Origin of the sequence: Polaromonas aquatica (genome assembly GCF_042659145.1) — a bacterium.
Taxonomy (GTDB): Bacteria; Pseudomonadota; Gammaproteobacteria; order Burkholderiales; family Burkholderiaceae_C; genus Polaromonas; species Polaromonas aquatica.
In genome coordinates this window covers 669,685-683,914 of record NZ_JBHSRS010000018.1, presented here as the reverse complement: position 1 = coordinate 683,914, position 14,230 = coordinate 669,685, and the positions used below count along the sequence as shown (strand labels likewise).

The 14,230-nt window shown below is 63.2% G+C and carries 13 protein-coding genes; 7 read left to right on the top strand and 6 right to left on the bottom strand.

What is annotated here, in order from left to right; genetic code table 11:
• Window positions 1–96: 96 nt before the first annotated feature.
• On the bottom strand, window positions 97–558 hold the full coding sequence (locus ACFQND_RS11735) for a glycine zipper family protein (protein ID WP_371438495.1): 462 nt from the start codon (window positions 556–558) through the stop codon (window positions 97–99).
• 133 nt (window positions 559–691) lie between these two features.
• On the opposite strand from ACFQND_RS11735, the gene ACFQND_RS11730 reads away from it, so the two are divergent.
• Both ACFQND_RS11730 and ACFQND_RS11725 read left to right on the top strand, forming a co-directional pair.
• Window positions 692–847 (top strand): hypothetical protein, encoded by a 156-nt coding sequence (locus ACFQND_RS11730; protein WP_371438496.1) that lies wholly within the window; start codon window positions 692–694, stop codon window positions 845–847.
• A 477-nt stretch (window positions 848–1,324) separates the two neighbouring features.
• Entirely contained in the window at window positions 1,325–3,184 is a 1,860-nt protein-coding gene (locus ACFQND_RS11725) for a phosphoenolpyruvate carboxykinase (GTP) (RefSeq protein ID WP_371438497.1), read from the top strand.
• A 133-nt stretch (window positions 3,185–3,317) separates the two neighbouring features.
• On the opposite strand, the gene ACFQND_RS11720 is transcribed toward ACFQND_RS11725, so the two are convergent.
• On the bottom strand, window positions 3,318–3,821 hold the full coding sequence (locus ACFQND_RS11720) for a hypothetical protein (RefSeq protein ID WP_371438498.1): 504 nt from the start codon (window positions 3,819–3,821) through the stop codon (window positions 3,318–3,320).
• 146 nt (window positions 3,822–3,967) lie between these two features.
• Between ACFQND_RS11720 and ACFQND_RS11715 the strand changes: the two genes are divergently transcribed.
• On the top strand, window positions 3,968–4,924 hold the full coding sequence (locus ACFQND_RS11715) for a LysR family transcriptional regulator (protein WP_371438499.1): 957 nt from the start codon (window positions 3,968–3,970) through the stop codon (window positions 4,922–4,924).
• 74 nt (window positions 4,925–4,998) lie between these two features.
• On the opposite strand, the gene ACFQND_RS11710 is transcribed toward ACFQND_RS11715, so the two are convergent.
• Window positions 4,999–5,181, bottom strand: coding sequence for a hypothetical protein (locus ACFQND_RS11710; RefSeq protein WP_377413505.1), 183 nt, complete (start codon window positions 5,179–5,181; stop codon window positions 4,999–5,001).
• Window positions 5,182–5,364: 183 nt separating this feature from the next.
• On the opposite strand from ACFQND_RS11710, the gene ACFQND_RS11705 reads away from it, so the two are divergent.
• Together ACFQND_RS11705 and ACFQND_RS11700 are read left to right on the top strand one after the other, a co-directional pair.
• Entirely contained in the window at window positions 5,365–6,894 is a 1,530-nt protein-coding gene (locus ACFQND_RS11705) for a sensor histidine kinase (protein ID WP_371438501.1), read from the top strand.
• A 236-nt stretch (window positions 6,895–7,130) separates the two neighbouring features.
• On the top strand, window positions 7,131–7,739 hold the full coding sequence (locus ACFQND_RS11700; protein WP_371438502.1) for an outer membrane beta-barrel protein: 609 nt from the start codon (window positions 7,131–7,133) through the stop codon (window positions 7,737–7,739).
• 161 nt (window positions 7,740–7,900) lie between these two features.
• On the opposite strand, the gene ACFQND_RS11695 is transcribed toward ACFQND_RS11700, so the two are convergent.
• A complete protein-coding gene (locus ACFQND_RS11695) occupies window positions 7,901–8,329 on the bottom strand; it encodes a VOC family protein (RefSeq protein WP_371438503.1) in 429 nt (142 codons plus the stop codon).
• Between the two features lie 63 nt (window positions 8,330–8,392).
• Here ACFQND_RS11695 and ACFQND_RS11690 point away from each other — a divergent pair, with 63 nt between their 5' ends.
• Window positions 8,393–9,238 carry a metallophosphoesterase gene (locus ACFQND_RS11690; protein ID WP_371438504.1) on the top strand — a complete coding sequence of 282 codons (846 nt, stop codon included), beginning with the start codon at window positions 8,393–8,395 and terminating at the stop codon, window positions 9,236–9,238.
• Window positions 9,239–9,579: 341 nt separating this feature from the next.
• Window positions 9,580–10,143: a hypothetical protein gene (locus ACFQND_RS11685; protein WP_371438505.1), complete on the top strand. Its 564-nt coding sequence runs from the start codon at window positions 9,580–9,582 to the stop codon at window positions 10,141–10,143.
• Window positions 10,144–10,172: 29 nt separating this feature from the next.
• On the opposite strand, the gene ACFQND_RS11680 is transcribed toward ACFQND_RS11685, so the two are convergent.
• Complete coding sequence (locus ACFQND_RS11680) at window positions 10,173–13,004, bottom strand: PAS domain S-box protein (protein WP_371438506.1); 2,832 nt, start codon at window positions 13,002–13,004, stop codon at window positions 10,173–10,175.
• Between the two features lie 208 nt (window positions 13,005–13,212).
• Complete coding sequence (locus tag ACFQND_RS11675) at window positions 13,213–14,145, bottom strand: LysR family transcriptional regulator ArgP (protein ID WP_371438507.1); 933 nt, start codon at window positions 14,143–14,145, stop codon at window positions 13,213–13,215.
• Window positions 14,146–14,230 lie beyond the last annotated feature (85 nt).

The following is a 14,230-nucleotide window of genomic DNA, read 5'->3' as shown; positions in this document are numbered from 1 at the left end:
AGCAGGGACCGCGGAACCGCCTCCGCCGGGCCGCAGGCGCAGCGCACCCTCGGGGGCAGAGAGTTACACGAAGTGAACGAACGTGGGGGCCAACATCTAGTTCCAGCCTATCACTTCAAAACCTCTTTCACTCAGGCAGCGCTGAACGAAGTGGCGATAAGTGGTGTTTGGCCGGTCATTGTGGAATGCCCCAGACACCGCACCCGCCGAGCCACCGACGGCGGCGCCTATGGCGCCCGAGCGCAACACATCGCTGCCCCGGCCCGTGAGGAGCGCGCCCACCGCAGACGCCACCCCGGCTGTTGCCGCGCCCTCCCCGGCACGCCGGCCGACTTCATTGGTCTTTTCGTCCGGCGTGAGGCCGGTAGCGACGGCCCGGGACATGCAGGCACTGGCTTCTGCCTGGCCCTGCGCGGCACCCACGCGGTTCAGCGTGGCGTTTGGATAAAGCACGGGTTTGGCGGAAGGGCTGTTGGGGCCGGTCGCGGCACAACCCGCCAGCCCGGCAAAGGCCAGCGCCGAGGCGCACAAGGTAATCAATTTGACCAGGGTGTTCATGCAGGAGCTCCATTCAAGCTGCCCAGTCTAATCATGTTCGGCAGGCCCTTTTGCCCGTGCGCGCACGGGATTCCTGCCCCGCGCCCCGAAAATGTAAAATAGAAGGAGTTTTTCCAAAGTTTCAGGAATCCCCATGTCCAAACCCGCAGACCAGACCACCCACGCCAACCCCGCCGCACACGAGCCGGACGCTGTTGAATCCATTGCATTTGCCGCGCCTGTCATCCTGCCCGTCGTCGGTGGCGTACTGATGTTCCTGCTGGCCTTTATTGCCGTTTTCATGGCCTGAAGTCGCCACCTTCCGGCGCATTGGCGCGCCGGATCTGCGGGAGCCCAAAGACCCGCAAACACCAAAAACAGCCCGCGCCTTGCGGGCTTTTTAACGTCTGCACAGCCCCAGCCTCAGGCACATAAAACATGCATAACCTCATGCAGGTTTTGCATATCTTTTACCCAAAACTGTCAGATAACAGGCGGCCGAAGTTCTTAAAATGAATTTTCTGGTCAGCGCCTGAAACACAAAAAGCACGGCACCTCCTGCTTTTTGCCTTTACGCTGCAGCGCTTGCCACGGCTGCAGCCTCACCCGCCGATCAGTGCTTTTGATACCGTGTTTTTCCCGCGCCCAGGCCCAACGGAGCCGGCCTGGCAGGGTCAAGCGCCATTTCGACAAACGCCTGAGACCAGGGCTGCCGCCCAACGCTGCAGCCCGTGCCACCACTCCCCAGACGCTTGCCGAAATAACGTTTTTAACTTTGGAGTTTTCGATGAACCATCCCGCAATGCAAGGGCTCAACCTGAATACGCCCAGCTACGTCAAGAACGCAAAACTGATCGCCTGGGTGGCCGACATGGTGGCCATCTGCAAACCCGACCAGGTCTACTGGTGCGATGGCAGCGATGCCGAGTACCAGCGCCTGTGCCAGCAACTGGTGGACGCCGGCACCTTCAAAAAACTCAACGAAACCAAGCGCCCCAACAGCTTCCTGGCCTGCAGCGACCCCACCGACGTGGCCCGCGTGGAAGACCGCACCTACATCTGCTCGGCCAAAAAGGAAGACGCCGGCCCGACCAACAACTGGATGGCCCCGGCCGAGATGCGCGCCACGCTGGCACCGCTGTTTGACGGCTGCATGCGCGGCCGCACCATGTATGTGGTGCCGTTCAGCATGGGCCCGCTGGGCTCACCGATTGCACACATCGGCATTGAGCTGTCCGACAGCCCCTACGTTGCCGTCAACATGAAGATCATGACGCGCATGGGCAAGCCGGTGTTTGACGTGCTGGGCGTGGACGGCGAGTTCGTGCCTTGCGTGCACACCGTGGGCGCACCGCTGGCCGCAGGCGAAAAGGACGTGAAGTGGCCTTGCAACAAGACCAAGTACATCGTGCACTACCCCGAAACGCGCGAGATCTGGTCTTTCGGCTCCGGCTACGGCGGCAATGCGCTGCTGGGCAAGAAGTGCTTTGCACTGCGCATCGCCTCCAACATGGGCCGCGATGAAGGCTGGCTGGCCGAACACATGCTGATCCTCGGTGTGACGAACCCCCAGGGCAAAAAATACCACGTCGCAGCGGCCTTCCCGTCGGCTTGCGGCAAGACCAACTTCTCCATGCTGGTGCCACCCGCCGGTTTTGACGGCTGGAAAGTCACCACCATCGGCGACGACATCGCCTGGATCAAACCACAGGCCGACGGCTCGCTGCGCGCCATCAACCCCGAGGCAGGTTACTTCGGCGTGGCCCCCGGCACCAATTTCCACACCAACCCGAACTGCATGGCCAGCCTCGACAAAAACGTGATTTTCACGAACGTCGGCCTGACCGATGACGGCGACGTCTGGTGGGAAGGCATGGAAAAAGACGGCCCTGTGCCATCGCACCTGATCGACTGGCAAGGCAAGGACTGGACACCGCAGATCGCCAGGGAAACCGGCGCCAAGGCTGCCCACCCGAACGCACGTTTTACCGTCGCCGCCATCAACAACCCGGCCCTCGACAGCGCCTGGGACGATCCAAAGGGCGTGGTGATTGACGCCTTCATCTTCGGCGGCCGCCGCTCCACCACCGTGCCGCTGGTCACCGAAGCCCGCAACTGGGTCGAGGGTGTCTACATGGCCGCGACCATGGGCTCGGAAACCACAGCTGCCGCAACCGGCCAGGCCGGCATCGTGCGCCGCGACCCGTTTGCCATGCTGCCGTTCACCGGCTACAACATGAGCGACTACTTCCAGCACTGGCTGGACATGGGCGACAAGCTTGCGGCAACCGGCGCAAAACTGCCAAAAATCTACACCACCAACTGGTTCCGCAAGGGCGAGGACGGCAAGTTTGTCTGGCCCGGCTACGGCGAGAACATGCGCGTGCTCAAGTGGATGATCGACCGCCTCGAAGGCAGCGCCAAGGGTGCCGAGAACGTGTTCGGCGTCAGCCCGTCCTACGAAGAACTCAACTGGACCGGCCTGGACTTCAGCGCCGAGCAGTTCAAGACGGTCACCAGCATCGACAAGGCCGCCTGGCTCCAGGAGCTGGAGTTGCATGCCGAACTGTTCAAGCAGCTTGAGCACCACCTGCCCAAGGCCCTGACCGACACCAAGGCCGCCATCGAAAAACGCCTGGCCGCCTGATGGGCCTCTCCGTCCAGGCGCTGTGAACAACAGTGCCCGGTCAGGACGCAAAAAAGCCACCTGAAAAGGTGGCTTTTTTTATGGCCTGATGCTGCAACCCAAAGGCGCGGCACCGGCCATCAGCGAATCACGCTTAGATGTAATTGCGCTGGTAGGCACGCAGCATCGAGCCACCGGCCTGGACCTTGCGCACTACGGCGGGCACGGCCTCGGCTTGCTCGTACTCGCTACGGCTTTGCGCGACCTGCAGATCGGCCATCACGCGCGGGTCCGACTTGGCCATGGCCCACAGACGCTGGTCGGCGCGTGCTTCTGCCAGCGCACGGGACCAACTGTCAAGGCCGGCTTTCATGCGTACGGCGACATTGCGCGCGGTACCTGCAAACGATGCCAGCACGGCAAAGGCCACGGCCCAGACCGCAATCCACATCACCAGCAGATGGCCTTCGGTGACGCTGTCCATCACCTGGTAGGCCACCACCATGACGGCGGCGGCAATGGCGGAAAGCAGCAGCGTGGCCAGGCCGCGCGTGCCGGAAAACCCATGACGCAGCTGTTGTGCGGCCTCGATAGCCGACTCAACACGTGCGACGCCTGGGTGCTGATTGGAATACTTGATTTGGACGAAGCTGGTCATGATGGTTCCCCTTGGTAGTCAGTACCCGTCAGAACAAACTCAGCGGGTACAGGTATGTTAGGGTTACTACTGATGTTATTCAAGTTTATCTTCATGATTCAGGTTATTCATACTAGTGATAATCAAGGAGCTTTAACGGGAAAATCATGAACCAGCCCAACTTCCGCACACTGGACCTGAACCTGCTCCGCGTTTTTGACGAGGTGATGGCCGAGCGCAGCCTGACGCGGGCGGCGCGCAACCTGTCGCTGACGCAGCCGGCCGTCAGCAATGCCTTGCGCCGCCTGCGCGAAACGCTGGGCGACGAGCTGGTGCAGCGCAGCGGCCAGGGCATGGCCCCCACACCGCGCGCCGTCGCCATCTGGCCGGCCGTACGCGAGGCGCTGCGGCAGTTGCAGGAATCGCTGGTGCCCAACGCGTTTGTACCCGCCGAGGCCAGCACCACCTTTGTGCTGGCCATGGCCGATGCAACGGCCGCCAAACTCATCCCCGGCCTGGCCGAAACACTGGAGCACGAAGCGCCGGGCGTGTCGATACGCGTAGTTCCGCTGACCACACGCGATCCGCGGCGCCTGCTGGATGAAGAAAGCTGCGACCTGGCGATAGGCTACTTCCCCTCGGTACTGGCCGACCTGACGGCCCGCGCCCAAAGCGGCGAGCCCATGCCGTTTTTGTTCCAGCGGCTGTATGACGGCGAATACGTCTGTGTCATGCGCAGGGACCATCCGCTGGCCAGCGGCCCGCTCACGCTCAACCGCTATTGCGCCGCGCGCCACATGCTGGTGAGTTTTTCGGGACGGCCTTACGGGTTTATCGACGAATCGCTGGCTTCGCTGGGACGCAAACGGCATGTGGTGCTCACCGTCAACCAGTTTTTCACCGCCGGCCGGGTGGTCGCCAACTCCAACCTGCTGACCGTGCTGCCGCGGCACTTCGTCAGCGTGACCGGCATCGCCGAGCAGCTGGAGTTCCGGCCCTTGCCCTTCAGTGTGTCGCCAGTGCATGTCGATGCCCTCTGGCACCGCCGCTCCGAGCAGCAAAGCGCCCATATGTGGCTCAGGCAGGCGGTCAACCGGGCAGCTGAAAAGGCATTTACCGCCTGATTTTCAGATAAATAGAGGCTGTGGCCGGCGCAGCATGAGCGCCACCAGCTATCTTATTAATAGCAAACAAACGCTCAGCGCACAACGCTGAGATAGGCGCAAGCCGCGCTGCGCAGTTCCTGCGCCTGCTGCGGGTTGCGGCCGGCGCGGGCTTCGGCGCGTTCCATCAGGTTTTGGGCCACGCCTTGGCCATCGCTGGCGCCTGTCGCGGGGGCGAAAGGCATCAAACGGACGATTTGGGCAAACAGGCTGTTCATATAAAAGTCGCCACACGGGCGGGTAAAAGTTGCGATGACTAAAGATTAAGGGTTTTCCCTAGTATTTCAAACCTAATATCCGCCAAAACCCATGCAAACCCTGCATGAGCAAGGACGGCGCGTGACATGGCCGGGTTCTGCGCAACGGCTTAGTCGCCCCCTGAAACCGCTATGCTTGGCGCCATGTCACAACCCTCCTCCGCACCTTCTGCGCCGGCGCAGGCGGCGGCACTGCCGGGCGAAGCGCTGCTGCGGCAGATTGCGGCCAATATCGACGTCATGCTCTGGTCCTGGGACCCGCAAAGCCAGCGCATCAGCTATACCAACCCGGCTTTTGAGCGGTTTTGGGGCCTGTCCGCGGCATCGATGGCGGGCGACCCCTGGCAGTGGCTGGCTCAGGTTGACGCCGGTGAACGCGAGCGTGTGCGCTCACTGCAGACCAGTGCGACAGCGCGTACGGAGGACTACCGGGTCAAGCGGCCCAACGGCGATATTGCGCGCCTCAGCCAGCGTGCCCTGCCCATGCACGGGCCGTCGGGGCAACTGCTGCGCATCATTCACCTGGCCAGCAACATCACCTGGCAGGTGGACACGTCCAAGCAGTTGCGCGTGGAGATCGACAGGCGCACGGACTCGGAGGCCAAATACCGGGCAGTGGTTGAAAACGTCAGCGAGGGCATCCTCGTCACGGCCAATGGCCGCATCCTGTACGCCAACCCCAAGGCACTGGAGTTCACCGACGTCGACGAGGAAACCGCCAGGTCAAAACCGTTCATCGAGTTCATACATCCGGACGACCACAGCATGGTGCTGGATAACCACAGGCGGCGCCTGAACGGCGAACCGGTTCCGGAGCGCTACCAGTTCCGCGTCCAGCATGGCGCCAGCCCGACGCGCTGGCTGGAAATCAGCGGGGTGATGTTCGAATGGCAGGGCGCGCCGGCCACGCTCAATTTCCTGAGTGATGTCACGCTCAAGCGCCAGGCGGAGCAGGACATGCTCAAGGCCCTGACGCATGAGCGCGAACTGTCGGAGCTCAAGTCACGCTTTGTGGCCGTGGCCTCGCATGAGTTCCGCACGCCGCTGGCAGCCATCCTGTCCTCGGTGGATCTGCTTGACGCCTACGGCAGCAGCTTTCCGGCGGAGGAGCGCCGAGAGCTGCTGGAGCAGATCAAGACCGCCGTGGCGCGCATGAGCGGCATGGTCGAGCAGGTCCTGCTGACCAGCCGGCTGGAGCTGGGCACCTTCAGGTTCGACGCCGCGCCGCTGCTGGTGCCCGACTGGCTGGTGCAGATGATGGCCGAACTCGAACACGGCAACCGCCAGGCCGCGCGCATCTCCGTGACCTGCGACGGGCTGGACGCGCCGCGCATGGCGGACCAGCAGTTGCTGCGGCACGTGGTCGTCAACCTGCTGAACAATGCGCTCAAGTATTCGGACCCCGACACCCCGGTGCAGTTTGCGGTCGCCGGCGTGGGCGACGACCTGCAGTTGCGCATCAGCGACCAGGGCATTGGCATTCCCGAGGCCGACCTGCCGCACCTATTCGGCCGATTTCACCGCGGCACCAACGTCGGCAACATTTCGGGCACCGGCATAGGCCTGAACATCGTCAAGGAATGTGTCGACCTGCACCAGGGAACGATAGCGGTAAGCAGCCAGCCAGGGCAAGGCGCGACATTTACCGTGCGGCTGCGCGCGCCGCTGGCCTGAGGCCGGCGCGGCAGGGCCGATGGGGTACTTTCTGGAGGGCGCCTGCATTCGCGATGTCACTCGCGATGTCACACCAGGCAGTCGCAAAAGCACAACAAAACGCCGGCTGCAGTCTTTACGTTTTCAATGCTGCGCTTTTTAATACCGCTTAGCCGCAACCTGGAGGCTTTCAACCGCATTCCGGCAAGCCAGGGGCTGCGTGCAAATCCGACGTTCAATTCTTCAAGGATAAAACCATGAAAAGGATTCTGATCGCCACGGCACTGCTCGCAGCATCGCCGGCATTTGCGCAAACGGCTGCGCCCGCACCGTTTTATCTCGGCCTGGACGGCAACTACCTCAACCTGAAGGTCCCGATGGACTCGCCTCCAGGCGGTTTCAACGGCCGTTATGACCTGAAGAACAACACCAGCGCTGTCCGTCTCTTTGGCGGCTACCAGTTCACCCCCAACTGGGCCGTGGAGCTGGGTTACCTTTCTTCCGGCAGTTTTTCCATGAGCGAGACCGATGCATTTGGCACCGTCCAGTCCAATATGAAAATCAGCGGCCTGGAGTTGAGTGGCGTGTACAAATTCACCCAGGGCGTCTCCGGCCTGTTCCTCAAGGCGGGCGTGACCCAGTTCAAGGTCAAAGGTTCGTCGCGCGACACGGCAACGGGTACGGGCGTTGTCACCACGGACAGCGGTTCGATATCAGGCAGTGGCGCGCTGTTCGGGATAGGCTACGAAACCACGCTCTCCGGCAGCCTCAGCGGGCGCATCGGCTTTACCCGCTACCAGCGAGTTGCCGGCGAAAGCGACGCGAACATCAACGCGGTTTACCTGGGCCTCAAGTACAACTTCTAGGCCTGCGCCGGCAAGGCGCGGTCTTTGGCGTGAGGCTGCGCACGCCGATAGCCTGGGGTCGCGCCTGCCTGCAGCGCGCTTAATGCTCCTATTTTAATAGCTGACTGCACTCATGCTCAGCCGGCCACAGCCACTATTCGCTTCAAAAAAAGGCGCTTTTTTCAGTCCGGAATGACAAACTGCGGGTTCCAGGCCACTTCCCACAAATGCCCGTCCGGGTCCTGGAAATAACCGGCGTAGCCGCCCCAGTTTTTGTGCTGCGCCGCCCTGACGATGGTGGCACCGGCGCGGCTGGCCTGCGCCATCACCACATCGACTTCCTGCTGCGAGTTCACGTTGTGGGCCAGCGCAAAATCCGCCGCGCTGCGCCCGCGCTCCGCTGGCACCAGCCCCGTATCGTGCGCCAGGCTGGCGCGCGGCCAGAGCGCAAGCTTGAGGCCAGGCTGAAGCTCGATAAAAACCACGGCGCCGTTCTCAAACTCCTCGCCGATGATGCCCGGCGTAGCCAGTCCCAGGCCGTTGCGGTAAAAGGCCAGCGACTGTTCCAGGTTATCGACACCAAGTGTGATGAGGGTGATGCGCGGTTTCATGGCAGCGTTCTCTTTCTGCTTGCATTCAAATCGTGTGAGCCTTCTTTATCGCACAATCACAGGGTGAACATCCAGCTTATCTCCGACCTCCACCTTGAATCCCATCCGTACTTCAGCGTGCAGCCCGTCCCAGGCGCCGACCTGCTGGTGCTGGCCGGCGATGTGGGCTCCTACCAAAGCGGCTCCCTGCTGGGCAGCCTGAACATTCCCGACTTCGGGCTTGGGCGCTTTTCGCCCCTGCCGGTGTCGCAAGGCGGCGCGGGCTGGCCCACGCCGGTGTTTTTCCTGCCTGGCAACCACGAGTACGACGGCCTGGATTTTGACGAGACGCACACCCGCCTGCGCGAGACCTGCGAACGGCTGGGCATGGTCTGGCTGGAACGTGAAGTGGTGGTGTTGCAGGGTGTGCGTTTTGTCGGCTGCACCTTGTGGGCCGACTTTGATGCACTGGCGGCGGACCCCACGGGCAAACACCCTGTTCCGCTGGCCGAGCAGCTCAAGGCGCGCGACAAGGCCTTCCGCGCGGCGAACTACTATCTCAAGACAAACCACGCCTTCCGCAATGGCGAGCCCATGCTTGCCGAAGAGATGCGTGAAGAGGGCCTGAAAAGCCAGGCCTGGTTGCGCCAGGCGCTGGCCGTGCCGTTTGACGGCACGACCGTGGTCATCACGCACTTTGCGCCCAGCCTGCTGAGCGCCGACCCCCGCTACGGCCTGACGCCGGGCACGGCCGGCTTTTGCAATGCGCTGGACGACCTGCTGCCGCTGGCCGATGTCTGGATGCACGGCCACCTGCATTGCGCCATCGACTATGTGTCCCAGGGCTGCCGTGTGGTGGCGAATCCGCTGGGCTACCTGCAGAAGGGCGAGCAGGCGGCGTTCAGGCCTCACAGCTACATCACTGTTTAAACGCCTGCCGGTCGGCACGACTGCCCTGAATATGGATGGGGTAGGCTATTGGGGCTTAGCGCTTTGCCCCCTTCGAGCCATAACGTATCCGATTGGTAAAGACCTCGCGTTAACCGCGCGCCTCCTGCTATTTCGCGCCCCGAGCGAAACTTTAGCCAGGACGGCGGACTCTACCCCTCACACAGCGTTTGATTTTTTGGGCATGAAATCCACACGGATTAAACGAATTGTTCCAATTTTTTGATTGCTGTGTGCAGGGTCGCCGGAGTATCTTGCATATATCTTGCATGCGGGTTTTTCTGAAAGACGTCTGCACCATAGCTAAGCGACTGGAGAGCACCATGAGAACCGACATGATCCGCACCTCTTCCTATGTCCTTGTCTGGCTGGCCGCCATAGGTCTGGCCGTGGCCCTCGCGGTGGCCACGCCGAATGAGTCCAGCGTGATGGGTCACATGCCCTCGTTCACCTCACAAACCCTGACGCGACAGCCCGTGACCGTACCGGGTGGCCTGCCGGCCGACCGGACCCTTGCGCTGATCACTTTCGGGCGCGGCCAGCGGGCCCAGGCAGAAAGCTGGATCGAAGGCCTGAACCTGAACAAGGATGGGAGCATCGCCTGGATGCGCATGCCGGTCATGAATGACCCGGGCACACCGACCGGCCGCATTGCGGTGGAAGACCGCTTGTTGCAGCATTACCCTGCCGATACCGAGCGCGCCAAAATGGTGCCGATTTTCACAAATCGCACCGACTTCGTGCGCTCCGCCGGCCTGAATGGCACAGACCAGGGTTATGCCGTGGTGGTCAACCGCCGCGGCGAAGTGCTTGCCCGGGTCGAAGGCAAGTTTGATGCGGAAAAAGCCCAGGTGCTGCGCGAAACGCTGCAGGCACACGGCCTGTAGAGGTTTTTCCAGGAACCTGTTTATGGCATCTAAAACTTCACCGCACCCAGCGTGAAGTAAAAGGTGGCTCCCTTGCCCAGGGCGGACTCGCCCCAGACCCTGCCGCCGTGGCGCAGGATGATGCGTTGCACCGTCGTCAGGCCAATGCCGGTCCCGGGAAATTCGGACGGTGAGTGCAGGCGCTGGAAGGCATCAAAGAGCTTTTCCGCATAAGCCATGTCAAATCCCGCGCCGTTGTCCCGCACAAAATAAATCGTCTCCCCGGCGGCGTTGATCTCATGGCCAAAGGCGATTTCGGTGTGCTCCGTGCCGGCGCTGAACTTCCAGGCGTTGCCCAGCAGGTTGCCCAGCACCTGCTTGAGCAGGCGCGGGTCCCCTTGCACGACCAGGCCCGGTTCAACCTGCACACGGACCTGCCTGCCAGGCTCTCGTTCCTGGTAGCCGCCCAGCAGGGCCGTGGCCATGGCGCTCAGGTCCGCCGGCTCCCACTGCAGCGGCGCGCGCGATATTTGCGCCAGGGACAGCATGGCGTCGATCAGGTCGCCCATCTGGTTCACTCCGGCACGTATGCGCGTGAGGTAATGCTGGCTGCGTTCGGCATGCGGGCCGGTGATGGCCTTGCGCAGGCTTTTTTCGAGCAGATTGCTGAAACCGTCTATGGTGCTCAGCGGCGTGCGCAGGTCATGGGAGACCGAATAGGAAAACGCCTCCAGTTGCTTGTTCGCAAACTCCAGCTGCGCCGTGCGCCGCTGCACACGCTCTTCCAGGCCGGCATTGAGCTTCAGGATTTCTTCCCGCGCGCGTTTGCGCTCGCGGATGTCGGTGTTGATGCACAGCACGCCATTGACCTGGCCCTGCTCGTCGCGTACCACCGTCCAGCGCGCCTCCAGCCACACCACGGAACCATCACGCGCGACCTCCTCCAGCTCGCCGGTCCAGTCGCCGTTGCCGGCCAGGGTCTGGCGCATGGCCGTGGCCAGCACCTGCGGGCGCCGGTACATCAGGTCCTCCATGGTCCGGCCCAGCACCTCTTCGGCGGTCCAGCCGTACATACGCTCGGCGCCCTTGTTCCAGTAGCGCAGCGTGCTGTCAAGGTTGCGCAGCATGATCGCGTCCTGTGCCCGGTCCAGCAGCGAGGCCTGCTCATGAACCTTGAGGGCGGCCTGCCGCGTGGCCTCCTGGCTGCGGCTGCGCTCCAGCCGCGCGCGCAGGCTGCCTATGCCAAACGCCAGGTTGTCGGCCAGCTCCTGCAGCAGGCCGACCTCGTCGTCGAGGAATTGCAGCATCTCATCGGAGTACAGGCACAACACGCCGAAGCTGCGTTGCCCGTCATGCAGCGGCAGGCACAAGGCATTGCGGTAGCCACGCTGCAAGGCTTCTTCCTGCCAGTGAAACTGCTCGCCGCTTCGGCTGATATCGCCGCTTTGCGCGGGTTTTCCGCTGCGCACGGCCCGCCCGGCCGGGCCCTGGCCAATCGTCTGGTCCTCACGCCAGCTCAGCCGTATCGTGGCCAGGTAGCCATCCTCCACACCTGCATGGGCCATGGGCACAATGCTGCGCGACTCGTCATCCTGCGCATAACCGACCCAGGCCATGCGGTAGTTGCCGACCTCCACTGCCACGCGGCAGATTTCCGCCAGCAGGCCGGTCTCGTCGTCAATGCGGTTGATGGCCATGCAGGAACGGCTGAGCATCTCCAGCGCCCGGTTGGTGCTGGCCAGCCTCAGGTCGGCCAGCTTGCGGTCAGTGATGTCGCGCGCCGTGCCCACCACGCGCACCAGTTCCCCGGCCGCATCCAGCACCCCGCAGCCGTTGTCGCGTATCCAGCGGATCTGGCCGTCGGCGGAAACAATGCGGTACTCCACATCGGACACCCCGCCCGCCCGGGTGAGCTCATCGGCATGCGCCAGTATGTAGCGGTCCTCCGGCAGCACCGCCTCCATGTAAGAGTTCGGGTCGGCATACAGGCTCTCGCAGCTGCGCCCCCATATCTTCTCGTAGTGCGGGCTGACGTAGGCGATGCGGCCTGTCTTGCCGTCCCAGTTGTAGAACACGTCCTGGACGTTTTCCGCAAGCTCGCGAAACCGCGCCTCGCTGCCCACCAGCTCTGTTTCGGCTCGGGCGCGCTCCAGCGCAATGCGGGCCAGGCGGGTTGCCGTGGCGATGGACTCCAGGTCGCTGGCCTGCGGCTGGCCGGGGCTGCGGCGGTACACCGCAAACGTCGCCAGCACCTCGCCAAGCCCCGACAGCACCGGGGCGGACCAGCAGGCGCGCAGGCCATAGGTGCGCAGCAGCCCGCGAAAGTTTTGCATCAGCGGATCGCGCTCCGTATCTTCGACCACCACCGCTTCCTTGCGGTAAGCGGCCGTGCCGCAGGCACCCACGCCTTCGCCGATCTGCAGGCCGTCAATCGCCTGGTTGTAGCTGTCCGGCAAACTGGGAGCCGAGCCGTGGCGCAGCAGCTGGCCCTCCAGCAGCAGGATGGAGCACAGGCTGCCGGGCGAGCGTTTTTCAATCAGCAGCACGATGGCGTCCAGCGACTGCTGCAAGCTGGCACCGCCCGCGATCAGGGCCAGCACCTGCTCCTGCGCCAGGGCAAAACCCTCCGCATGCTGCTGTTCGGTGCCGTGGTCGGCCACAGCCGCAATGGCGGCCGCTGCAGCGCCGGCCATCAGGCGGTCGCCCAGCCACCAGGCGCAAGCCACGCCCCAGCACAGCGCAAGCAGCACCAGCAGCAACTCCAGCGGCCTTGAGGCGACACGCTCGTTGGCCGCGGCAAGGCCGGCCAGCAGCCCAAGGGGCAGCAACGCAAGCAGCACGATCAGCAACAGACGGGAACGAAACCCCAGCCGATTCAGCATAGCGTGCACCTTGCCCTTTCACCGCATCGCGGCATGTTGCGCGCGAAGGCCTCTAGTGTGCGGAAACAGGGCATTTTTGTAAATGGACCGGGCTGTCGCAGCCCCGGCCGGGTCGGGATACACATGGCGCTTACAGGTTTGATCTTGTGCCTTGAGCTTACCCCCCAGCGCCGGGGTGCAGGCCGGAGGTTCGTTTGATGGCCGGCGGCTACGGCCGGCCGTCCGCAGTTGCCAGCGCGGCGCCAGCGGCCTGCTTCAGCGCCGCAGTCAGGGCGTCCAGCACCTCCGACGCCAGGTTCCAGCAGTGCCAGTAGAGCTGTATCGGCAAGGTGTGCGCGGGCGCCACGTTGACGAGCTGCCCCTGCTCCAGCAAGCCCTGCGCAAGCAGGCGCGGAACCACGCTCACGCCCCAGCCCGCCAGCACTGCACGCACCTGGCCCTCGGACGAGGGCACAAACAGCTGGTTCAGCGTGACGCGTTTGAGCCCGAAAGCCTTGCCCACAAACTCGGCCTGCATGTCGTCCTTGCGGTTGAAGGCGACAAACGGCACATCGCGAAAGTTGTGCGCCGTCAGCAGCCCCTGCGCACCCAGGCGGGCCTGCGCAAAAGCCGGCGCGGCAATGGCGATGTATTCCATCGCACCCAGCGGCGCCACCCTGCAGCCGCGCAAGGCCTGTTTGAGCGTGGTGACGCAGCCTAGCACCTGGCCTTCGCGCAGCCACTCGTGGGTGAAGTCCTGGTCGTCGGTGATGATTTCCATGGGCAGGCCCTGCCGCGCCAGCCCGGTGAGGGCCTGCAAGGCCCAGGTGGCAATGCTGTCGGCGTTGATCGCTATGGAGATGCGCTCCTCTTCCCGCGCGCCGCCCAATGAACTCGGCGCCAGCTCCTGCAGGTCGCGCTCCAGGTCCGCGCGCAGCAGGCGCAGCATCTTGGTGTGCTTGAGCAGCAACTGCCCCGCCGCAGTGGCATTGAGCGGCCGGCTGCGCACGATCAGCACCGTGCCGACCTGCGACTCCAGCGCGCGCAGGCGCTGCGACACCGCCGACTGCGTGATGGACAGGCGCTGCGCCGCACGCTCGAAACCGCCCTCTTCCACAATGGCGGCCAGGCACTCCAGGGCGTCGGGGTCAAAGGTGCTCATGTCTGCAATGCTGCCAAAGCTCTGTTTGTATTAGTCATGCTGATGTTTTCAGCAAGAGTTTAATTTTGCTTTTAATTGAAAGCAA

Excerpts from the sequence above, each read along its gene's own strand:
- ACFQND_RS11735 (WP_371438495.1), bottom strand. The coding sequence starts at position 558 with ATGAACACCCTGGTCAAATTGATTACCTTGTGCGCCTCGGCGCTGGCC.
- ACFQND_RS11730 (WP_371438496.1), top strand. The coding sequence starts at position 692 with ATGTCCAAACCCGCAGACCAGACCACCCACGCCAACCCCGCCGCACAC.
- ACFQND_RS11725 (WP_371438497.1), top strand. The coding sequence starts at position 1,325 with ATGAACCATCCCGCAATGCAAGGGCTCAACCTGAATACGCCCAGCTAC.
- ACFQND_RS11720 (WP_371438498.1), bottom strand. The coding sequence starts at position 3,821 with ATGACCAGCTTCGTCCAAATCAAGTATTCCAATCAGCACCCAGGCGTC.
- ACFQND_RS11715 (WP_371438499.1), top strand. The coding sequence starts at position 3,968 with ATGAACCAGCCCAACTTCCGCACACTGGACCTGAACCTGCTCCGCGTT.
- ACFQND_RS11710 (WP_377413505.1), bottom strand. The coding sequence starts at position 5,181 with ATGAACAGCCTGTTTGCCCAAATCGTCCGTTTGATGCCTTTCGCCCCC.
- ACFQND_RS11705 (WP_371438501.1), top strand. The coding sequence starts at position 5,365 with ATGTCACAACCCTCCTCCGCACCTTCTGCGCCGGCGCAGGCGGCGGCA.
- ACFQND_RS11700 (WP_371438502.1), top strand. The coding sequence starts at position 7,131 with ATGAAAAGGATTCTGATCGCCACGGCACTGCTCGCAGCATCGCCGGCA.
- ACFQND_RS11695 (WP_371438503.1), bottom strand. The coding sequence starts at position 8,329 with ATGAAACCGCGCATCACCCTCATCACACTTGGTGTCGATAACCTGGAA.
- ACFQND_RS11685 (WP_371438505.1), top strand. The coding sequence starts at position 9,580 with ATGAGAACCGACATGATCCGCACCTCTTCCTATGTCCTTGTCTGGCTG.
- ACFQND_RS11680 (WP_371438506.1), bottom strand. The coding sequence starts at position 13,004 with ATGCTGAATCGGCTGGGGTTTCGTTCCCGTCTGTTGCTGATCGTGCTG.
- ACFQND_RS11675 (WP_371438507.1), bottom strand. The coding sequence starts at position 14,145 with ATGAGCACCTTTGACCCCGACGCCCTGGAGTGCCTGGCCGCCATTGTG.